We start from the raw sequence: 22,351 nt of genomic DNA, 5'->3' as shown, positions 1-22,351 counted from the left end.
TTGCGCTGCGTCATCCGCAACAGAAACTTCATGAACTGCTTAAGTGTTGGACGACGCGTTCCTGCGCTGCGTCAGCCGCCGCGCGCCATGAGGCGCTTTTCCCACTCCAGCGCCTGACGAACGATCTCGTCAAGATCGTCATGCCGCGGCGTCCAACCGAGCGTTCGGCGGATTCGCTCGTTCGCCGCGACGATCGCGGCAGGGTCGCCTGGACGGCGCGGCGACATTTCGACGTCGAAATCAACGCCGGAAACCCGCTTGACCGATTCGATCACTTCGAGAACCGAAAAGCCGCGCTCATAGCCGCAATTGGCCGTTAGGTTGGCGCCGCCCTCGCGCAGATAGCGCAAGGCGTCGAGATGGGCGCGCGCGAGATCGGTGACCTGGATATAGTCGCGCACGCATGTGCCGTCGGGCGTCGGGTAATCGTCGCCGAAGACCTGCAGTTTTGGGCGCAGGCCGAGCGCCGTCTGCACGGCGACCTTGATGAGATGCGTGGCGTTCGGCGTCGATTGCCCCGAACGACCCTTCGGATCCGCGCCGGCGACGTTGAAATAGCGCAGGGCGACATAGGCGAGGTCATGCGCGCGCGCCGTATCCTCCAGCATCCACTCGACCATGAGCTTCGATCGCCCATAGGGCGACACCGGCTTTAGCGGCTCGTCCTCGGTCACCGGATTATGCAGAGGATCGCCGTAGACGGCGGCGGTCGAAGAAAAGATAAAGCGTTTGACGCGACGCGCCACCGACGTCGCGAGCAGCGTGCGCGCTTTCGCCGTATTGTTGAGGTAATAACCGAGAGGATCGGCGACGGAATCGGGAACGACGATCTTTGCGGCGAAATGGATGATCTCATCAATGGCGTAGCGCTCGATCAAATCCGCGACGAGATCCACGTCGCCAAAATCGCCGACCACGAGCGGCGTCCCCTCGGGAACCGACCAGCGGAAGCCTGTCGAGAGATCGTCGAGCACGACGGGCGCAGGTTCGCCGGCGTCGAGCAGTTCGAGAACCGTATGACTGCCGATATAGCCGGCGCCCCCCGTAACCAGAACCGTCATGCCAAAACCTTCCTCTCATATCTTCGGCGGATGGTAACGCCGCGCGGCCTTTAACGCCTCATGTCTTTGCGCCATTCGCGTGGCGAACTCTACGATCCAGCCAAATCGTGCTAAACGGCTCGTTTTTCAAGACTTCTTCCATCGATCCGGCGGCGAGTCGCCTCCGGAGCGATTCGCCGCTATCACCCTTCGCCGTCTCACCTCCCAATGGGCCTCTCCATGAGCAAACGCATTCGCAAGGCTGTTTTCCCCGTCGCCGGGCTCGGCACGCGCTTCCTGCCGGCCACCAAGGCCGTGCCCAAGGAGATGCTGACCGTCGTCGACCGCCCGGTCGTGCAGCATGTCGTGGACGAGGCGCGAGAAGCCGGAATCGAGCATTTCATTTTCGTCACCGGGCGCGGCAAGGGGGCCATCGAGGATCACTTCGACATGGCCTATGAGCTTGAGGACACGCTGCGCCGCCGCAACAAGTCCAAGGAATATGAAGCGCTGATGTCAGACCTGCCAGCCGCGGGCGCGACGAGCTTCACCCGCCAGCAGGCCCCGCTTGGCCTCGGCCACGCCGTGTGGTGCGCGCGCGACATTATCGGCGACGAGCCCTTCGCGGTGCTGCTGCCCGACATGATCACGCTTCCCGCGCGAGGCAAAAGCGCGCGCTGTCTCGCGGAAGCGGTCGCGGCTTACGAAACACACGGCGGCAATATCATCGCGGTCGAGGAAGTGAAGCCGGAAGAGACGCATCAATACGGCATCGTCGCGCGCGGCAAGGACTACGGGGCGACGTTCGAAATCACAGGGATGGTCGAAAAGCCGCCGCAGGGGACGGCGCCCAGCAATTTCATCATTTCCGGTCGCTATATTCTGGAGCCGGAAATTTTCGCGCTGCTCGAAAGGCATGAAAAAGGCGCCGGCGGCGAAATTCAGCTTACCGACGCCATGATTCATCTTGCGAAGACGCGGCCCTTCCACGCCGTGCGCTTCGACGGGCGGACCTATGACACGGGTTCAAAGCTTGGATTTCTCGTGGCCAATGTCGCCTTCGGCCTGGCGCGGCCGGACGTCGCGGAGGGCCTGCGCGCCGAGCTGAAGAAGATGCTCGATTAGAGTGTATACCCTAAAGAGACAGGGGCTTACGCCCGTCTTGGGCGAACTGCGGCCCCTGTCTGAGGCGCGGTCCCGCGTTTGACGCCGGCGCGCGCCTCATTAAACCTTCAAACGATTCTTAAGATCGGCGCATGGCGCGCGTGGTTTAAATCAAGCAAAGGATTGAACATTGATGCCGCAACAAGGCGCCGCGCGCAGAATCGTCATTACTGGAATGGGCGCCGTGTCGGCCGCCGGCGTTGGCGCGACGCCGCTGTGGCGCGCGGCGCGCGACGGCGTGTCTTGCGTGCGCCCGCTGAGATCGGCGCGCCCCTATGTGGGGAGAATCAAGATCGCCGCGCAGGTCCCGGATTTCGATCCGTCGGCGCATATCGAGGCCGAACTGCTCCCCTACTGCGATCCCTTCACCCAATTTTCCATCGTCGCCGCCGACGAGGCGCTGGCGCAGGCGGGGTTCGAGCGCAAGCAAGTCGGCGGGCCGCGCACCGCGGTCATCATCGGCACCGGCATCGGCGGCGCCACGACCATCGATAACAACGCCTATCTCGAATATAAGCTCGACGGCCGTCCCGATACGTTGACCGTGCCGCGCCTGATACCGAGCGCCGCGCCGACGACTCTCGGCATGCGCTACGGCGCCAAGGGACCGACCTTCGCGCTCGCCTCGGCCTGTTCCTCGGCGGCGCAGGCCATCGGCGAGGCCTTTGAAATGCTGCGCGCCGGCCGCGCCGATCGCGCGATCGCCGGCGGCGCCGAAGCCTGCGTGATCAACGGCTCGATTCGTTCATGGGAGGCGCTGCGCGTTCTCACGCCGGATCTCTGTCGCCCGTTTTCGCTGAAGCGCAACGGCATGACGCTTGGCGAAGGCGCCGCCGTCGTCATTCTCGAAACTCTGGAGGGCGCGCTGGCGCGCGGCGCGACGCCGCTCTGCGAACTCGCCGGCTATGGCACGACGAGCGACGCGTTCGATCCGCTGCGCGCCGATGTGGAAGGCCCGTCGCGCTGCATGCGGCTTGCGCTCGAAAGCGCCGGATTGGCGCCCGGCGACGTCGACTATCTCAACGCCCATGGCACGGCGACCTACGCCAATGACATCACCGAGTCCCAGGCGATGCGCGCCGTCTTCGGCGACGCGCCGCCGCCGGTCTCGTCGACGAAGCCCGTGCATGGCCATGCGCTCGGCGCAAGCGGGGGGCTGGAGCTCGTCGTGACCGTTTCCGCGCTGCGCGATCAGATCGCGCCGCCGACGATCAATTTTCTTGAGCCTGACCCCAAATGCGCTGTCGACGCCATTCCCAATGTCGCGCGGCAAATGCCGATTCGCGTCGCGCTCTCGAATTCTTTCGCCTTTGGCGGCATCAACGCGGCGCTCGCCGTGCGGGCGATGACTTGATCGGATAGAGCCCTAGAATCGCAGTAGTTTTGCAAAGGGGCAGTCGACCGCGATGACAGAGAACGACGAGGAGGGCAGGGGCGGCGCCCCAAAAGGGGCGGATTTTAGCCCGAAGTCTAACGGCGAGCCGAAGAAGAAGGCGGCGCTTGCCGCCGCCTTGCGCGCCAATCTTGCCCGTCGCAAGGCGCGCGAACGCGCGCTGCGGAACCAGGCGCCAGCGACACACGGCGGGAACTCGAAAACCGACAGCGAGGGGTGATGGATAAGATCAAGATCGTCGGCGGGACCAGGCTCAATGGCGTGATCCCGATTTCCGGCGCCAAGAACGCCGCCTTGCCGTTGATGATCGCATCGCTCCTGACGCGCGAAACCGTGACGCTCGCCAATATGCCGCTCCTCGCGGACGTGATGCTTCTCGAGCGCATCCTCGGCAATCATGGCGTGGATTACGCCATTGCCGGCAAGCGCACCGGCGAGTCCGTCGACGCCGGCCGCACCGTTCATCTCACCGCGCGTGAAATCGTCGACACCACCGCGCCCTATGATCTCGTCTCGCGCATGCGCGCCAGCTTCTGGGTGCTCGCGCCGCTCGTCGCGCGTTGCGGCGAGGCGCGCGTGTCGCTGCCGGGCGGCTGCGCGATTGGCACGCGCCCCGTCGATCTGCTGCTTATGGCGCTGGAAAAGCTCGGCGCGAAGATAGACATCGAGAATGGCTATGTCGTCGCGACGGCGAAGAACGGCCTTGTCGGCGCCGAGATCGAATTCCCCAAGGTCACGGTGGGCGGCACGCATACGGCGCTGATGGCGGCGTCGCTCGCGCGCGGAACCACCGTGCTGCGCAACGCCGCGCGCGAGCCGGAAGTCGTCGATCTTGCCGACTGCCTCGTGAAAATGGGCGCGCGCATCAAGGGCGCGGGGCAATCGACGATCGAGATCGAGGGCGTCGGTTCGCTATACGGCGCGCGGCATGCCGTCATGCCCGATCGCATCGAGGCCGGCACCTACGCCATGGCGGTGGCGATGACGGGCGGCGACGTTCTGCTCGCCGGCGCGCGCGCCGATCTTCTGCAGGCGGGGCTCGACGCCCTCGTGCAGGCCGGCGCCAGCGTCACCGAGACGAATGAAGGACTGCGGGTGACGCGTAACGGCGCGGGCATTTCGCCGGTCGACGTCACGACGGCGCCGTTCCCCGCCTTCCCGACCGATCTGCAGGCGCAGTTCATGGCGCTGATGACGCGCGCCAAGGGCGTTTCGCGCATCACCGAGACGATTTTCGAGAACCGCTTCATGCATGTGCAGGAGCTCGCGCGCCTCGGCGCTCAAATCAAGCTTGAAGGGGATACGGCGATCGTGACGGGAGCCGATCACCTCGATGGCGCGCCGGTCATGGCGACAGATCTGCGCGCCTCCGTCTCGCTCGTCATCGCGGCGCTCGCCGCGCGCGGCGAGACGACGATCAACCGCGTCTATCATCTCGATCGCGGCTTCGAGCGGCTGGAGAAGAAGCTTTCGGGCTGCGGCGCGGAAATCGAGCGCATTACCGCCGCGGGGTGAGGGCGGAGGTCGTTTATCGACGATTTCCCATTCCTCGCATCGGCGTGAATGAACTGGCCTCGGTCGCCGATGGCGACCGTGAAGCGTAAATCACGCGCGAGAGAAGACATGCCCTTCTCGACAACTGAACCCGGCAACCTCACGCCTGGCAGAACTATGTGTAAAAATTCTGGTCAGGAACGGCGCGCTCCCAGCGCATTGAAAGGCGAGGGAGACGGACTGCTAGGGGAGGCAACTTCCCTTGAGGAAAAGGTATTCGAAGGCTTCATGGCAGGCACCGCGGTTATTGCATTTCTTGTTCCGCTAATATCAACAAGAGTTGACTTATGTCGCAGCCCACATGGCCTCTTGTCCGGTCTGCCTTTGGTTCAGAAGTTCATCGAGTATAAATTCCTGTTTCCGCAGGAGGTATGCTCCTTTGAGCGGGCTTTCTTATACTACTCAGTCGCTGTTATTGTTGGATTTATATACTTCGGTAAGGCAATGCCTCCATTGTTGATTCGGAGGGGGAAGATTCGGGGGAAGTCTGCCCCCAATTTTTGGAATTTTACTACCTTAGCGCTTAGCTTTGGCCTATCAATTTACATTTTGATGTTCTTAGTCTATCAGTATAGCCCTCCATCTGGTGTAATTGATTCAGCTTTTGTGAAAAAGACGTGGTTTATAACAATGTTTGTATTGTGCGGCGCTAGCTTTTCTGTTGGATTTGGGTTTTTTCACTTGCTGTGGTCCATTTTTTATAGGTCGGGGCAATCGTCGAGTTGAGCCGCCTAATAAGCCCTCTTGTTAATCAAGCGGAGAGACATCTATGGCGAATATTATTACAAGCTACTCCTTAGATACGGGCTCGTATTTATACAATTATTTACTTGGTTGGGGAGGAGGGGTCCCCACGACGGCAAGCTCAGCGCCGGCGACGCAAATTTCTCGCAGTTCAAGCTGATCGTCACCAACGCCGACGGCACGCAGACGCTGCAGACGCAGACGCTGGCGCAGGCGGGTATCGCCAATTCGCTAGCTCATCTAAAACGGCATAAGGAGTCGAGCCGATCGCAAAATAATCAAATTGGGGTATCGAATTGAATTTAGATAGCCTTAGAAAACGAGCTATAAAAGAAGAAAGACGGTCGCTCTAGCTGGAGCTACTCTCATTTCATTGCCGCTTATCCTTCTCTTCGTGCTACTAGCGGTGGAAGTTGCAGTAGGGTTCTACCGGGATACCAGAGACAACTTTTTTTGCGACGATAATAAACGTGTTCAGTCAGATGAAATGGAATTGACTTTGTTAAAAAGTCTCCTGAGGTGAAATTTTTTCTCGAAAATTATCCTGAAGTCAGTGCGTCGGAGGATTATGTTAGTAGGCGGCGCCAGAAAGGAAGTAAAGGCATGTGGTATGTCTCTCGAGAAAATAGGTTCCCTTACAATGAAGTTATAACAGTAGATTTTGTTTATGAGTTCCTAGACCATGATCACAAATCGCTGGCTATTACTTGCTCTATGGGGACGTGCAATCCTCGACCAGATTGTTCATTACTCAGGCCATGAAGCTGCTGCTACAAGATTAAGAGAGCTGGAGTGAGAATCATGGGCGTTAAACTCAGACAAGCTGGATCTGACGCGCCCGTTCGCTGCTGAGGGATTAAGAGGCTCGTTGGCCTGTGACAATGAAGTGTGGATTGGGCGAATAGCTTGGAGCATCGATGTGGCTCTTTCCTTTAAACGGTGGCTGTCCTCTATCTTCTCCGATCCAAGAGAGAATAGCGAACTCTTGAAGGAGATAAAATCCATAGCAAAGGTGAATTTTCTATGAACGGAGAATACTCAATCACTATTGAATGCCGTAGAAATCAAGACGGTTATTTCGGTGTCATGACCATTAGTGAAAGTGATGTAGTGTGCAGGTACTATCTAAATAAGGAGGAGTTTGAACTATTGGCTACGTCTCTTTCTAAATTCTCCTCCTCCTGACGATGCTGGTCAGTATGCCGGCGATCGGAAGCCGCCGATCAAGCTCAGCCGCGACGCCGGCGGCGTCGGATCGGAATCATAGAACATGAAAATGATGATCTCTATTCTTGTATCAATGGTGTTGGTCGCAGGCGTTTTGCTGTACGCTTTCGAATTCGACATTGGAGAGCTTCTAATGGCGTATCCTAACACAGTCGACGTCAGCCGTAAGGAGGATGTGGCCGGACTAAAGCTCAAAGCTGGCCATCGTTACCTGGTCTGCTACATTCCAGGCGGCTCTGGAAAACTAATAAATTCAATAATTATGACGAACGTCATCGATAAATATTGGAATACGCTACTAAAAACAGCGTTCAAAAACCTTCATGATGTGTATCTTGGCGATCACAGCGCTGCGCTGCTAATCATAGCGGATTCTATGGAATACTATATCTTTCTTGATATGTATAAATATATATTATACATGCCGTCCGATCAGACTATTTGTGAAATACGCGATGGCGCATTTGTTCCTCGGTTAAATGTCAACTAAGTGCTTGGGGGAGCTCCTCCTTGGGCAATGATTACGGCGACGGCAATCTGCCCGGCAAGGGCGGCGCATGATGCAGGCGGCGACTGAAATTGCAGCGCAGACTCGGCGCATGCGCGGACGAAAGCCGAAGGCGCCTCAATATTACAGGTTCAGCGCGGCGCATACTGTGCGCCCGCCTTTCTTCGAGTTGGCGAATAGGGAGCGCTTGCAGGCATGCGGTTCGCACCTCGCCCACCCGGCCTGGCCGGATGGCTTTGCGCAGCTGCCGCGTCATCCCTGGCGATCCGCTGCACATGATGTGGACGCAAGCGCATATGTTAAGCGAAATCACGACGTGTTCGGGACGCTGGAATTACCAAAACGTAGTTGGCGGGCGAGACACGCGCCATCTGCGCAATAGTTTGGCAAGGTTCTTCGAAACGAAAATTCGAGAATACGAAGCCGGCGATCCGGCCACGCTGTATGGCTCCGCCGGAATTCCTGCTGATTTGGAGGATGACGATGGCTGACATATCCAAGTGAGAAAGTCCTGCCTCGAGACTCGGTGGCCGTTCATTGAGCGAGTTCCGACTCGCTCTGGCCAGTGACAGCAAAATTCTCCGCTGGCTTCGCCAGATAAAAAGCGGAATGAGAAGAGTATCCAAATTGTCCAATGAGCTGCAACTAGTTGCTTTCCTAATTTTTGCGTCAGTGGGCCTCGTATGGTCTTGGCACAGAATTGTTACTTACTATTTCCGGTCACGTGATTGGAAAAAATGTGAAGGAGTTGTGCTTAACTGTAAAGGAAAATTGTACAGCGACAACAACTATTTGTATGAGTTGCTAGTACAGTATTCGGAAGGATGTGAGCAGATAACTGTGAAAGTTAATGCGGGGCACCTCCATATAAAATCAGGCGACAAAGTTTTATTGACATGCGACAAAAATAATGCACTAAATTGTCAGCTTGTAGACGCTTATGAGAATATCTGGACGCCTTTAGCTATATCGAGTGTTCTTCTGATTTTGATCTTTCGGATTCTAATGACCGCCTCACCTTAATTCCTCGTCGATCGACGGCCAGACGATCTTCACGCGCACTGATGGAACGACGGGAACGGCCGCGACCGTCAGTCTTGTCTATGAGGCTTCAGGCGCCGCGCTGCGTTCGACGACGGACGCCCAAGCGTCACTCAATCACAACCCTCACCGCGCGCGACGCGACAGGCGCGAGCGCCAGCCGCGCCTGAATGCGATGTCGGCCGGGCGTCATCGGCCAGAACACAGTTTCGTCCGCCTGCGCCGTCGCGAAAGGTTCGCCGTCGATCGTCCAGACGATCTGCGCATCCGCGCCTGAGGGCGCGAGTTTCAACGCGAGTCGGTTGAAGCGCTCGGGCTGCTCCGGGTTTCGCCAGATATGCGTGTTGTGTTCCGGCGTCGCGATGACGAGCGGCGCGACGCTCATTGCTTGCGAGTCGCACGCGCGATCCGCTTTCTCCCCCTGCGGAGCGCCGGAAATGCGTGCCTCGAAGGCCGGCGGCGCGCAGAGCGCCGTTTCCGGAACATCCTTCGAGACGCCGCTTCGCGGCTCCTCAGGATGAGGACGCGGATGTTGCGTCTGGCTCCAACGGGCGTCCTCCGGCTTCACCCATTCGCGCACTGTCTGCGCGCAGTCGGCGCCATCTCCAGCGCGACAGAGATCGATGGCGATTCGTCCCGGCGGCGGCGCAAATGTTTCCGGCGCGATGTCTCCGGGCTTCGCGTCATGCAGCTTCGCCAGCACGCCATGGGCGAGCCGCGCCGCCGATGAAACGCCGGTCATCGCGCGCATCGCGCCGGCGTCGCCACGCCCGAGCCATACGCCGACGATAAATTTATGCGAAAAGGCGATCGTCCAGGCGTCGCGATAGGCTTGCGACGTGCCGGTCTTCACGGCGACCGCGAAGGGATATTCGAGCGGTCCGTAGCGCGGAAAGGACGGAAGCCGCGCCTGGGGATCGGCGAGCATCGAGGCGATCAGCCGCGCGCTGTCGACCGACAAGACGCGCCGCGCCGGACGTCGCGATTCGTCGCGCGTGAAGGCAAGTTCGCGCATGATCCCATCGTCCGCGAGCGCGGCATAGGCGCGCATCACGTCCTCGAGCCGCGTCGGCAGCGCGCCGATCGCCATGGAAATTCCGAAACTCTCCGCCGGCGTTTCGAGATCGTGCAGGCCGAGGTCGCGAAGGAAGTTGAAATTCGCCTCGAGCCCCACGCGCCGCAGCAGATTGGTCGCCGGCACGTTGCGGGAATTGGCGAGCGCCTGACGCGGCGTCAGCGGTCCAAGATAGAGCCCGTCGGCGTTCGACACGCCCGAGGCGCCTTCAGGAATGTCGTTCAAGAGATCCGTCGTCTTGAGAACGCCGCGCTCGAAGGCCAGCGCATAAATGAACGGCTTCAATGTCGAGCCCGGAGAGCGCCGCACGCGGGTGAAATCGAAAGCCCCCGCCTGCGGGTCGTAATAGTCGGAGGAGCCGACGTCGGCGATGACCGCGTTGGTTCCGCGCTCAACGACCATGACGGCGACTTGGCGCGCGCCGCGGACGCGAAACATCGAAAGATAGCGGCGCGCGAGACGCGCAACGTCGCCCTCGACGCTCAAGTCGATCGTGGCGTTGACGCGCGGATCGTCTTCAGAGATCTGGCGCGCGTGGCCCTCGCGGGCCAGCGCTTCGTAGCGCAGCGCGAGATGCAATGTTTCCGGACGGCGCTTGGCGTCGAGCGGCCGCATATGATCGAGCTCGGCGCGCGCGAGCGCCGCCTGCGCCGCGTCGAGCGCGCCTTCCGTTTCGAGCCGGGCGATGGCGTAACGCGCGCGCGCCGCCGCCAATTTCAATCCGCTCTCGCGCGTAATGTTCATCCGTCCGGGCGATTGCGGGATGGCGGCGAGAAGCGCCGCCTGCGCCCAGGAAAGGTCGTCGACGGGCTTGTCGAAATAAAATCGCGCGGCGTAGGCGACGCCATGGCCGTTAAGGCCATAGGGCGCGAGCCGCAGATAATGCGCCAGCGTCGTTTCATGCCCGTGACGCGCGATGATGGCGATCGCCGTCGCCGCCTGCATCAGTTTCTCGAAGAACGCGCGCGGTCGCTCGCCCTGCATGCGCGCGACCTGCATCGCGATGGTCGAGGCGCCTTCGCGTCTGCCGCGCGAAACGAGGTTGCGCCAGGCGGCGCGCAACAGCGCGCGGACGTCGACGCCAGCATGATCGTAGAAGCGGCGATCTTCGAGAGCGAGCGTCGCGCGGGCAATTTTGTGCGGGACGGTCTTCAGCGGCCAATAGCCATAATCGATGCGCGGCGCGTTCGTCGCCGGATCGCGGGTCCTTTCGCCGATCTGCGTGAGAAAGGCGCCGTTGCGGTCGTAGAGGATGGCGCTGGCGCGTGGAGAATTGAGTTCGGCGCGCGACAGCGCCTCATGCGACAGCCAGGCGGCGCAGGCGATGAACGCCGCAACGACAGCGAGAATGATTCCGCACGCCAACCCCCTCCCTTTGGGAGAGGGTGGCCCCGCAAAGCGAGGTCGGGTGAGGGTGATCCACGCGACCCTCATCCGTCATGCTTCGCATGACGTCTTCTCCCGCGAGCGGGAGAAGGGCGCAATCGAGGCGCCGCCGCTAACTTTCATCACTTGCCGATCTCCACGCGCGCCCCGGCGCTCGTCGCTCGAAGGCCTTTCTTGTACATCGCCTCGACAAGCGCGGGCGGCTGCGTGTAAGCGCCCGCCGTTTGCGCGCGCAGGCGAAAGGCGAAGCGGTAGGTTCCCTTCGGCAGCGAATCGTAAGCGTAGAACACGCGATCATCGCCAAAGGAGACCCAGCTCGGCTGCAGCGTCGGCGCAGTTGACGGCTGCGCTTCGGCCGGCGCCGTCGCGATATTGGGATTGAGCGGCTCGTAGCCCGCGGCGAGCGGGATCGAGATCGCGACATGGGTGCGATCCTCGGGATTGACCAGTTCCGCCGTCTCTTCGATGAGGTCGCCCTGTTTCACGTCCAGAACGCCGTCCCGAGAGTCGATCTTCTCCGGCGCCTTCCCGCTTCCGATGCGCCAGCTCTGCCTCGTGATCGTAAAGCCGTCGCTCGTCGGCTGCGCTTTTGCGCCGGGCTCGACCGGCATGTAGCTTGTCTCGATCATGGCGACGAGCGGCGCATTGGAGCCGTTGGCGATCTTCAGCGGCGCGTCGGTCTTTGTCACGTGCCGCGCGACGGGATTGCTGGCGTCGAGCGTCAGCGCGCGATCCTGTCCGCCATCGTTGACAGTTACGGCGATCGGCGCAACCGGCCGCCGCCAGCCTTCGGCGAGCGCTTCAATCGCTGCGGCGTTGGCGTTGGTGGTTCCCCAGCCGTCGCCCTCGCCAAGCCGGAGCAGGGCGTCGCGCAGCGCATTGGCGCGCGGATCGCCAGAGGCCGTCAGCGCCGCGGCGCGCGTCATTTCGGCGATGCTGCGCGTCTCCGACGGCAGAATGAGCGGCGAAGCGCTTTCCGCGGCCTGACCGGCATAGACCTGCACGCCATTGCGGCTGGCGAACTTAACGCGGCTCCACATCGTGTCGACAAGCGAAGCGATCGCGCGCTGATCGACATTGGGGAGACGCGCGGCGGCCGAAGCCATCTGCGCGACGCTGATGTTGGGCAGGAAATCGGCCCGTCGCGCGAATTCAGCGACATAGGATTCGTCGAGCTTGCCGCCCTCGGCGAGCGCCGACAGCGCCTCGACGCGCTCGCGCGATTCATCGCCGGAAAGCAGTCGCGGATAATCCGAGCGCAGCGAGAGTTTCAGAATATTGGCCAGACGATCCAGCAGCGTCTTGTCGATCGCCTCTCCCGCGCGCTCCGCCCGCGCCAGAAAATCATAAGCCCAGGCGGTCAGCGAAACGGTGCCGCGCGCGCGCGGCCAGAAGGCGACCAGTCCGTCGGCGTCGATCGACTGGTCGATGATTTGCGCCGTCGATTTCACATTGGCGGAGACGCGGTCCTCGAGCCCCGCGGCCGCGAGAATTGGCGCGAAGCTCTTGAGCGCCAGCCCGCCGCGCGCGAGCGATAGGCGCTGCTCGGTGCAGCCATAGGGATATTCGACGAGCCCGTTCAAGCCGGCGACGAGCTTTACGATCGACGGGTCGGCGGCGACGATCGTCTCGCGCGAGAAGCTGCCGGGGCGCGCCGGTTCACCGATCGGCGCAAGCGTCTTCGTTTCGCCAGGCGCGATCTCGACCAATTCGAAGCGTCGCGTCGCTTCGCGATCCTGCTTCACCGGCAAAGCGATCTCGACGGCGTCCTTCGCGCGGTCGCCGTCGCGTTCAATGCGGAAGGCGAGCGTCGCGTCGCCTGCGAGCTGGGCCGGCGCCTGCGCGCGCAGATCGACGCGCACGGGCTTGTTCTGCGCCCAGTCGATCTTGCGGCTCGTCTCGCCGGAGAGCGTCAGCGCCGGCGCGGCGATCGACGCCTTGCCGGCGCCGCCCGGCCCTTCGACGATGCGCGCGACGAGGCCAATGTCGAAGGCGTCGCCCGGCCGGATAAAGCGCGGCAGCGCGGGCTGCGCGACGAGGGCCTGACGGATCAGCATCTCGCCGCCCGCCGCGCCGAAGCGGTCCGGTCCGCTCACCGCCTTGGCGCGCAGCTTGAAAACGGTCAGCGTGTCGGGAAGTTGCACTTTGATTTTCGCAACGCCGTCGGGACCGACCTTCACGCTCGGCAGATAGATCGGCACGGGCGTGAAATTCTTGCGCACGGAAATGTTGTTTTCGGCGCCCCATTCCTGCAGTTCGTCGCCGTCGCCGCCGGCGATCTCCTCCAGCGGAATGACGCCGAAGGCCATGTTGCGCGTATCGCGCGCCGCCATTTTCGTCTCGCGCTCGACGATGAAGTCGGGCAGGGGATCGAGCGGGCGTTCCTTGGCGAGCGACAGCACCGCCTGATCGACCATCCAGAAGGTCGCTTCGCCGGCGAGCGGTTTGCCCGTATCGTCGGAGAGCCGCAGCGTGACCTCGATCGCATCGCCCGGGCGCGCCTTCGCCGGATGTTCGAGCTTCACATTGACGATGTTCTTGACCGGCGTCACCTCTACCCATTTCGTCGCGGCGATGGTGACCGGCTTGCCCTGGTCGAAACTCGCGGTTGGCTGTGGCGGCGCATCCTTGAGCCGTCCGCGCATGATCAGGAAATGCACGGCGAGCTTCGGCGTCTGCTCCTTTTTTATTGGCAGAGCATAGCGGCCGAAGCCATTGGCGATGTCGACGAAACTATAATCATAGACGCCGCTCGGCTGTTCGACGATGGCGAGCGCGCGCGCATTCTGGAAGGGCGACTGGATGATGAGCGTCGCGGTCTCGCCCGGCGCATATTTGTCCTTGTCGGTCGTGATCGTCGCGGATTCCGCCGGCGGCCGTGCGAAAGTGACGGGCGTATCGCCGTCGACGAAAAAATCGACGCTCACCTGCTGCCGGCGCTTCAGCCGATCATAGGCCTCGAGCTGCACGACATAGACGCCAGCGTCGGGCGTCTGCAATTCGACCTGCTGCGCCTCTTTGGCGCTCGTCACCTTGCGTTCAATCAGAACGTCGTCCTGCGCCTGCGTGACATATTTCGCCGCGCCTTGCGCGAAGTCGGAGGCCTGCAGCGTCGAAATCCAGTTGCGCTTGATCAGCCGCAGCGTCATCTCCAGGCCGACGACGGCGTCGCCCTTGCCGTCGATGGCGGCGAGCTGCGGCGTAACGGCGCCGGGGCGCTCGACATAGCGCGGCGTTTTCACGCCGAGCACGAAGGGCGGCAGCGCAATGACGTTCTGCACATTGCGCACTTCGACGCCGTCGTCGCCGGTCACCGTCGCTTCGATCGAATAGCGGCGGGGCTGCGCCGTCGGCTCGATCGTCGTGTCGAAGGTCATGCGCGCGGCGCCGCCGGCGTCGGTGCGCTGATCGCGCTCCAGCACGGCGGTCGATTTGAATTTGCCGTCGCCCGAGAAGCGCGCATCGGTCGAGAAGAGAAAGCCCTCGCGTCCCGGCGGCGTGAAGACATGCGGAAATTGCGCCGCGCGCCATTTGACGGGACGCTCCGCCGCAAGCCCGCCGGCGAAATAGCGGGCGAGGAGATCGACGTCGAAGGTTCCGTCGAGCGCGACGGTCTGCGGCGCGTTGAGCACGACTTCGAAAGTCGGCAGACGATAGGCTTCCTTCTTGAACGAGAATTGTCCGCAGGAAATGTCCTGCGAGGCTTCGGCCGCTTCGCTTTCTCCCTCGGCCGCTTCGTCTTTTTGCGCCTCCGCCTTTTTCGGCGCGTCCGGCTCGAACCTTGCCGAATAGTCTCCGGTCGCCTGGGTTTGCGCGTCGAATTTGTGATAGAAGCCGCCGCTCGCGTCGAGCTTCACGGGAATGCGCCATTCCTGATTGCCCGGGCCTGTGACGACAAGCGTGCCGCCGGTCTTTGTGAGGCTCAGCGCGCCGCCCCGGTAGCTGCGCACAAAGCCTTTGATGTGCGCGAATTCTTCCGGCCGATAAATGGGCCGCTCGGAGAAGAGATGGCACAGCGTTCGCGGCTTTTCGGCGCGCGGCTGGTCCGCCTCGCTTGTCCAGGCGAGCCATTCCGATTCCGGCTTCGACCAGAGTTCCCGCGAATATTCCGAAGGCGCGCTGTTGGGGTCGACGACGAGCGTGTCCAATCCCTTGTTCACGACGATACGGCGCGCTTCGCCGCCGCCGCGCCTGTCGGGCGTCCAGGAGAAGAAGCCCGAAGCGTCGGTCGTTCCGCTCGCGAGCGTGACGAATTTCTCGTCCTTGATCCCTTCGACGCGGATCTGCGCGCCGCTCACAGGCTGCGTCGTCGCGAGCGACGTCACGGCGAAACGCACCCGCGTCGGCTCCTCGACGGCGGACAGCGAGAGGTCGGTGATCTGCACGCGCAGCCAGCGGCGCTTGTCCTCATCGACCGCGCGCAGCCCCACGAGATAGGTCCCCGGCTGATCGCGGCCGCTGACCTTGGCGAAATCTTCCTTGAGATCGACGCCGAATTTCGCGTCGGGCCCGTTGCGGCGGATCGGCAGATCGACGAGCCGCGACACGGCGGGCGAGCCGAGCAATTTGATGCGCTGCTTGATCGCGTCCGAATCGATGTTGGCGCTCTCGCTCCAAAGCTTCGGCTCATTGCCGGGCAAAGGCGGCGCGTCGGTGTCGCTGGTGTCGACGCCATGCGCCGGGAAGGGGAAGAAATCGCGTGACAGCGGATCGATGGCGTGGATGCGAATGTCGGCGCGCTCATAGCCGCGGCCGCGCGCCGGCAAAAGTTGCGGGCCAAAGCGCTCGGCGACGCCATAGCCCGCGTCCCACTGCAATGCCGGCGCGTCGCGTGTGAAGGCGAAGCGCTGGGTAAAGGGGCTCGCCAGCGCACGCCCCTGCGAATCTTTCAGCGCGCCTTCGGCGATAGAAAGTTCGTAAACGCGATCCGACAGGAACTTCGCGACGATACGCAGGCGCCTGCCGTCGGTCTCGACGGCAAGGTCGTCGACGGGCGGCGTGATCCGCAGCGCTTCGCGCGCGCGCAGAATGTCGAGCGTCTCGGGCGTCGCGTTGAAGGACAGCGCGAGCAGCCGCTTGCTCGCCGGCGCATAGGGGATGGCGGCGCCTTCGCTTTCCTCCTCGCCGCTCTCCGGCGACATGAGATAGGAGGCGCAGCGCAGCACATTGTCGGCGCGGTCGTCGCTCCAGCCGCGCCCGCAGCTTGCTTCGGTCGCCGCGAAAGGCGGCGCCGTGCGCAGCCGCAATTCATAGGTCTGGTCGTCGAGCCCGGCTTCGTCGGAAAGGCGCAGCCGCAGGATCGCGACTCTCCCGTCGGCGATCCTTTCTTTGAAACGGATGACATAGGTCTGTTCTTGGGCGCGCTCGCCGCGCTCCAGCGCGCGAATCTCATAGGCCGAGGCGCTGAGCAATTGTCCGCCTTGCGGCGAAACGCCCGGCGCCGGACGCACTTCGATCGTCAGTAGCCGCGTGAGCGCGGCGAGGTGGACCGGCTCGGCGAAGGTCAGGGCGATCTGCGTCAGTTCGAGCTGCGGATCGGCGCCCTCGGCGGGATTCGTCGAACGCGGCGTCGGCAGCAGCGCGATGAGCCTGGTCTCCGCCGCGCCAAGTTTTACGTTCACGCGCGAGAGCGGCTTCCAGGCGTCGGCGGGACGAAACTGCAACGCGCGCGGACCGAGCCAGCGCCATTCGCCGGCGGGCTGCGGAATCATCGTCGCATATTTTTGCGGCGAGTCCTCCGCGCCGCCGTTCTTCGGTCCGGCGTCGCTGGGGAAAAAGATGGTCACCGGGTCATAGGCGCGCAGGAATCGGTCGGGCGCGACGCGCGCGCCGTCGGCGCGTTGCGCGCGATCGAAGACCGGCGGCGCTTCCGCGCGCAGCGGCGTCGCCGCGGCGAGAAGCGCGCAAAGAGAGAGAAGCAGAAGTCTTTTCATCGCCGCGCCTTTCGCAATCATTGCGCCTTGCTTTTCTTCATCCCGGCTTTGTCGAGCAGCTCCGCGACGATCTCCGCCGGCGGCGCGTTCACCGGCGGCGACAGTCCGACGATCGCGACGCGGATCGTCGTCGTCGGCGCGTCGGCCGGCGTTCGCGCCTCGACGAAATAGCGGCCGGGCGAAAGTTTCACCGTTTGCGCGACGCCTTCGCCGAGCGTCTTGCCCTGCGCGTCGAAGAGGCGCGCCGTGACGCGATCAGGCTCGGCGCGCACGCCGAGGCCGATGTCGCGCGCTTCCTTGACCTCGAAGCTGAAGAGCGCGCGCGCGCCGGGCGAAACCGCCACCGCGTCATTCACGCCCTCATGCGCCTCGATGACGGGCTGCGTCGAAATGTCGAGCGCGCCGGAGAGCGTCCCCTCATAGGGCGCGTAAATGTCGATGATCGCTTCGCCCGGCGTCATGTAGCGATAAAGATCGACGCCATTGGCGAAGGCGAATGTCTCGCGCCTGCCGTTCTGCGTAAAGCTCACGATCGCCGGCGCGCCGCCCGTCGCTTTCAACAGCGCCGGTCTGTCGCCCTTGATCGACAAGCGCGTCGCCGCGCCCTCTAACATTACGCGCTGCGGCGGATTGAGCGCGCGCGCCGCGGCCGCGGGCCAGGGCGACGCGCCGGCGCGTTCGATCCAGAAGGCGACGAGCCCGGGGCCATGCTCGATGATCGCTTCGCCGGCGCCGTCGAGCGTCATGTCATCGCCGCGCGAAACTCGCCCGCTGTCGGACAGGATTGTCGCCCCAGCGCCGCTGACGATCAGCCTGTCGTTCTTTTGCGCGTCGAGCGGCAGCGAAACCTGCCCCGCCGCGGGGAAGAAGCGCGTGAATACGCGCGTAGCGTCGAGCCGTCGGTTCTCGCCGGTCTCGCGCGCGATGCGCGCCGGTAGCGGCGCCTGCGTCAGATTGACGAGAAGCACGCGCGATTTGACGCCGTGCAGAATGCGCGACGTGGCGGCGCCGTCGTTAAAGACGACGCGCGGCTGCGCAAAAGCGGCGAGCCCTCCGGCAAGGTCGAGCGCGAGCGGCCCGGCGGCGTCATCCATGTCGACAGGCTGCGCGCTCATCGGCGCGATGATCCCCGAAAACAGCGCGCCGCCTTTCACCGCCGGCCGCGTCGCGACGTCGATCGCGTTCAGCGCGACGCGCATCGGCGCGGCGCCTTCGGCATTCCAAAGTTCGAGCGGCGCCTCCCCGGCAAGCGCCAGCGCCGCGCCCTTCGCCACGCCGACGCCCTGGCCGCCATCGAGCGCCGGCTGCGCGAAGGCGGACCGGGCGAGCCACAGCCGCAGTCTGCCGGCAGGCGGCGCAAGAGCGGCAAGATGCGCGCGCTCGCCCTCGCCGATATCGAGCGAAAATTCGGCGCCCTTCCAATCGAAGGCGGCGACGCCGACGCGCGCCGCGCAGTCGCCGCGCCCCATCAGCCACAAATCCTGCGCTTGCGGCGCAAGCGTTCCGGCGCGCGCCGCACGCAACAACGATCCCGCCATCGAGCCGGCGGCGATGTCCTCCTGCGTCGCCAGCGTCACGAGGGCCGCGTCGGGCGTTGCAACCTTGGCGACGCAGAGACCGGCGACGCCGTCGACGGGATCAAGGGCGATGTCGCCGAGCCGGCGCGCGCGGCGTTCGATCGCGCGCGCGGAGACCGCAATCGGCGCGTCCCCGCCGCCAATCGCCCAGACGACCGCGCGCGTTTCGCCTTCGTCGGCCGCGGGCCATGCGGCGACTGGCGCAGGGCCGCGCTCGACGCCGATGGCGCGCCATTTTCCGTCAGCGCCGCGCCGTTCGATCGAGATGGCGACGTCGCCTTCGGCGCGGGCCGCGACCAGCGCGAGACTGCCGGCGGGCGAAGGCGCGAGGGCAAGAACATGCGCGCCGGCGCCATTCAGCGTTTTCTCGCCCGAGAGCGTCAGCGCGCCGTCATTCTTCTCCTCAAGCAGCGACAAGCGAAGCTCGACGCCGCTCAATGGCGCTTCTGCACTTTCCGCGACCTGTTCTTCATTTGAAGAGTCTTCGGTCTCTTCGCTTGGTTCTTCCTGAGCTTCCACCGAGGCGCTCGGCGCAGCGCCGAGCGGTTCGAGCGCGAGCCGGTAGTCGCCGGCGGGCAGGCGTCGCGACAGTGCGACGTTCCAGTCGTCGGCGCGCGGCTGCAGACGCTCGATCACATCGCCTTTGTGGTCCGTCAACACGCCGATGGTCTCGATGGCGCTGAAGCTGGAAAGATCGACGACGCTGTCCTTGGCCAGCGAGAAGTCGACGCGCGTCGGCGGTTCGACGGCGCGGGGCGCATCCGGCTGCAGCTCCTTCGAATCGAGTGAGATCTCGTAGTCGAGACGATCGTCATGCGCGAGGCTTCGCGCCTCGACCCGATAGTCGCCGGCCGACAGCTTCGACTTGAACGGCCTGCCCGCGGCAACTTTGCCGACGCTGTCCGTCTCGCCTTTGAAAATCTCGCCCACCATGCCTTCGCCGATCGAAAGTTCGATGTCGGAATCGCCGTGGAGCGTGAAACGCCAGACGTCGGGCGCGCGCGGCGCATCGCGCGCCTGCGGCTCTCGCCACTGCAAGCTTTGCGCTTTGCCGAAGGGCAGGGGATGCGGACCATGGCCTTCCAGCGCCTTCGCGGCGACGATCGGCGTTAGTCGCGCGACCATCCGCGCTTCGACGTCTCTCGGCATGACGACCAGCCGATAGACGCCTTTCTCGAATCGGCGCGTGATTCGCTGCATTTCGCCCGGCGCCGCGAGCGGCCAGCCGTCGGCGTCCTCCAGTCTTGCGCGCCACTTCTGCTTCAGGCCGAGAAGCTCGATGCGATATTCGCCCTCGCGCGTGATCTCGATCGGCGTGACCGCGCCTTTGCCTGAATCGAGCGTCGCGCGGGCGATTCCCGCATCGACGAGTTTCGCCGTCGGCGCGAGAGTCGCAGGCGAGACGGCAAGGCCAAGATGTCCGGCGGACTCCTTCGCCGTTACGGCCGCGCGATAGCCGCCGGCGCGCAGAAAGGCCGTCACCAGCGCGTTGGCGCCGGGGCCATTCGCATCGCCTTCGCCAAGCCGCGGCGAAACAGTCGCGCCGACGCGCAGCGCGGTCTTCATGCGCCCCAGCGTCTCGACGCGGTAGAGCCCGCCCTGCGGCACGTCGAAGCGCAACCGCTTCGTCTCGTCGCGGGCAAGATCGAAATACGCCGGACGCGCGACTGAAGCGGAAAGCGTCGTCGGCGCGGGCTTGCCCGGCTCCTCGGGCTTTGCCGCCGTCGATTCGGGAACGAAGATGAGGCCCAGCGCGCGCGGTTTTTCCGCGGCCGCGATGTTTATCGTCGCGAGACGCTGCTCATTCTGTTCCTTTTGATCGGCGAGGGTCAGCGCGACATCCGCGCCATGCGAATCGCGCGCAATAATCTTGCCGGTCTTTGGAAGCCGCACCGGCAACGCAACGTCCTTCCCCGCGTCCTGCCAGAGCGCCAATGGCGCCTTGTCGAGCTCGGCCGGAAGCGCGACGACGCGCGGTCCGGTCAGGAGTTGCGGCGCGACATTCGTCAGGATGAGATAGGAGCCGTCCCTTTCGAGGGTCTGCGTCCCGAAGGACATCGTTGCGCGCGCGGGCGCCGGCGCCGGCGCTGATACGGAGAGTCCGGGCGGACCGAGCGTCACATCGATCACGCCGCCCGACTCGCCCTTCGGCTCCAGCCTGAGAAAATAATAGCCCGCCTGTAGATCGTAGCGCGCGGCGTTTTTGCCGTCGGCGCGCGCGGCCTGTGCGCCGAGCGCCGGTTCAATCGTGGCGTCGACCTTCACGCCTTTCGCGTCGATCGCGACGGGCCCGTCGCGCGTCGCCTCGAAGAGGATCGACGTCGGGCCGAACAGATTGAACTTTCCGCGCCATGCTTTCCCTGCGCCGATGCGCGGCGCGTCTGACGCGATCACCCGCGTCTTGCCGTCGCTTTCGATGCGCGCGAAGAGCGCCGTCGCCGGCGCTTCGTCGCCGCCCTCGCCAGCAAGATCGATGCTGACAAGATGCGGTCCCGACGCTTCGAATGTTTCGCGGTCTGATTGGCGCAGACCGCGCAGCGTGAACGCCTGCCCCTCATAGCCCGACACTTCGAGTCGCGCGTTGCTTTTGCCGTCGGATGCGAGCCTAAGATTTACGGAGGGCGTGCGACTGTTCTTCGAGATCGTCGCGATCTCTTTCGTATCGTTGCGTCGTGCGTCAAGCCGCGCCGGCGTCGTCTGCGGTAGATCGAGACGGAACGCGTCATAGCTTGAAGGCGCGTCGAAGCGCGCGGCGCCGAAGGGGCCGATCACGCCCTCGGCGACGCCCGCCGCGAGCAGCGCCGGCGCGTCAAGCCGCAGCAGGAAGGGCTGGGCCGTATCGCCTTGCGCCCAGACGAGCTTCTCGCCGCCATAGGCGGTGACGACATAGCGCCCGGGCTCCAGCGCGCCTTCAACACGCAGCCGATTCATCGCGCGGCCCGGCTTTGTTTCGACCGTCTCCTGCTCGAAGGCGAGATCGACGAGTTCGCCGTCGCTGCGCCAGACGCGCAGGTCGCTGAGCGCGCGACCGATCGCCTCAAGGCTCACGCGACCCTCGGCGCCGACGTCGAAAGCGTAGGAGCGTTGCTGCAGATCGCCGAGTTCGCCGCCTTGAATGCGTCCGGGCGCGAGCATTGGCTTCGACGCGTCGGCTTCGACGAATGGCTTGGCGGAGAGCGTCGTCTTGCCGTTCGCGCCTTTAGCGCCGGAAACCCGCAGCTTGTAGACGCCCTTGTCGAGCAGCGCGTCGATTCGTCCATCGCGCAGACCGGGCGCGCCGCTCGAATCGAGCGGGCCGGCGATCATGTCGACGAGTTCGATGCGCGCGCCGGAGGGGCTCTTGGCGCGGATCGAATAGCGGCCGGGCGCGGGAACGGTAAGAAGACTCGCGCCGTCGCGATCCGCCGGCAACTCGCCTGGCGAAATGCTGATCGAGCTCGGTTTGGCTCTCGTCTCGGCGATTGCGTTTTGCGTGGCGCGCCACAACGGCTGCGCAAAATAGGCCGCGAAGGCGGCGACAAGAGAAAACGCGATCCGCCGCATGAGCGCACCGTAAGCCAGCGGCGGACTTGCCGGAAAGGCCGCGCCGCCGCTGGAGCCAAGCATAGGCCGCGCGCCGCGCCTGAGTCGAGAGCCACGCGCCTCTCGTTGCGCCGCCGATTCGTCCATGCCGCTGTCCTATGCGCTTGTTCGACCGACGCCATTTGGA

Annotated in this window: 9 protein-coding genes; 5 read left to right on the top strand and 4 right to left on the bottom strand. The window is 63.6% G+C overall.

All coding sequences use genetic code 11. The annotated features are described in order from the left end of the window. Positions 1-71 precede the first annotated feature (71 nt). Positions 72-1,061: a UDP-glucose 4-epimerase GalE gene (gene galE / locus BN69_RS05520; protein WP_014890576.1), complete on the bottom strand. Its 990-nt coding sequence runs from the start codon at positions 1,059-1,061 to the stop codon at positions 72-74. Between the two features lie 219 nt (positions 1,062-1,280). Between galE and BN69_RS05515 the strand changes: the two genes are divergently transcribed. From BN69_RS05515 to BN69_RS05485, 5 genes are all read left to right on the top strand, one after another. Beyond that, positions 1,281-2,165 (top strand): UTP--glucose-1-phosphate uridylyltransferase, encoded by an 885-nt coding sequence (locus BN69_RS05515; protein WP_014890575.1) that lies wholly within the window; start codon positions 1,281-1,283, stop codon positions 2,163-2,165. A gap of 172 nt (positions 2,166-2,337) precedes the next feature. Continuing rightward, complete coding sequence (locus BN69_RS05510) at positions 2,338-3,558, top strand: beta-ketoacyl-[acyl-carrier-protein] synthase family protein (RefSeq protein ID WP_014890574.1); 1,221 nt, start codon at positions 2,338-2,340, stop codon at positions 3,556-3,558. A gap of 258 nt (positions 3,559-3,816) precedes the next feature. Beyond that, positions 3,817-5,112, top strand: a complete 1,296-nt coding sequence (gene murA, locus BN69_RS05500) for a UDP-N-acetylglucosamine 1-carboxyvinyltransferase (RefSeq protein WP_014890572.1) — start codon at positions 3,817-3,819, stop codon at positions 5,110-5,112. A 2,053-nt stretch (positions 5,113-7,165) separates the two neighbouring features. Next, on the top strand, positions 7,166-7,612 hold the full coding sequence (locus tag BN69_RS05490) for a hypothetical protein (RefSeq protein WP_041926812.1): 447 nt from the start codon (positions 7,166-7,168) through the stop codon (positions 7,610-7,612). Positions 7,613-7,860: 248 nt separating this feature from the next. After that, entirely contained in the window at positions 7,861-8,121 is a 261-nt protein-coding gene (locus BN69_RS05485) for a hypothetical protein (RefSeq protein ID WP_014890568.1), read from the top strand. A 659-nt stretch (positions 8,122-8,780) separates the two neighbouring features. Here BN69_RS05485 and BN69_RS05480 read toward each other — a convergent pair. From BN69_RS05480 to BN69_RS05470, 3 genes are all read right to left on the bottom strand, one after another. After that, positions 8,781-11,180 carry a transglycosylase domain-containing protein gene (locus BN69_RS05480; RefSeq protein WP_014890567.1) on the bottom strand — a complete coding sequence of 800 codons (2,400 nt, stop codon included), beginning with the start codon at positions 11,178-11,180 and terminating at the stop codon, positions 8,781-8,783. A 74-nt stretch (positions 11,181-11,254) separates the two neighbouring features. Continuing rightward, positions 11,255-17,086, bottom strand: a complete 5,832-nt coding sequence (locus tag BN69_RS05475) for an alpha-2-macroglobulin family protein (RefSeq protein WP_014890566.1) — start codon at positions 17,084-17,086, stop codon at positions 11,255-11,257. After that, a complete protein-coding gene (locus BN69_RS05470) occupies positions 17,083-22,248 on the bottom strand; it encodes a hypothetical protein (protein WP_014890565.1) in 5,166 nt (1,721 codons plus the stop codon). The genes BN69_RS05475 and BN69_RS05470 overlap by 4 nt, the downstream gene beginning before the upstream one ends. Between the last annotated feature and the right edge of the window lie 103 nt (positions 22,249-22,351).

It is taken from the genome of Methylocystis sp. SC2 (genome assembly GCF_000304315.1).
GTDB lineage: Bacteria > Pseudomonadota > Alphaproteobacteria > Rhizobiales > Beijerinckiaceae > Methylocystis.
This window is presented reverse-complemented; position numbering and strand designations above follow the sequence as displayed.

What these genes read in the sequence shown, in the direction of transcription:
- BN69_RS05490 (WP_041926812.1), top strand. Translation starts at nt 7,166, where the DNA reads ATGAAAATGATGATCTCTATTCTTGTATCAATGGTGTTGGTCGCAGGC.
- BN69_RS05475 (WP_014890566.1), bottom strand. Translation starts at nt 17,086, where the DNA reads ATGATTGCGAAAGGCGCGGCGATGAAAAGACTTCTGCTTCTCTCTCTT.
- BN69_RS05510 (WP_014890574.1), top strand. Translation starts at nt 2,338, where the DNA reads ATGCCGCAACAAGGCGCCGCGCGCAGAATCGTCATTACTGGAATGGGC.
- BN69_RS05515 (WP_014890575.1), top strand. Translation starts at nt 1,281, where the DNA reads ATGAGCAAACGCATTCGCAAGGCTGTTTTCCCCGTCGCCGGGCTCGGC.
- BN69_RS05480 (WP_014890567.1), bottom strand. Translation starts at nt 11,180, where the DNA reads ATGAGGGTCGCGTGGATCACCCTCACCCGACCTCGCTTTGCGGGGCCA.
- galE (WP_014890576.1), bottom strand. Translation starts at nt 1,061, where the DNA reads ATGACGGTTCTGGTTACGGGGGGCGCCGGCTATATCGGCAGTCATACG.
- BN69_RS05470 (WP_014890565.1), bottom strand. Translation starts at nt 22,248, where the DNA reads ATGCTTGGCTCCAGCGGCGGCGCGGCCTTTCCGGCAAGTCCGCCGCTG.
- murA (WP_014890572.1), top strand. Translation starts at nt 3,817, where the DNA reads ATGGATAAGATCAAGATCGTCGGCGGGACCAGGCTCAATGGCGTGATC.
- BN69_RS05485 (WP_014890568.1), top strand. Translation starts at nt 7,861, where the DNA reads ATGGCTTTGCGCAGCTGCCGCGTCATCCCTGGCGATCCGCTGCACATG.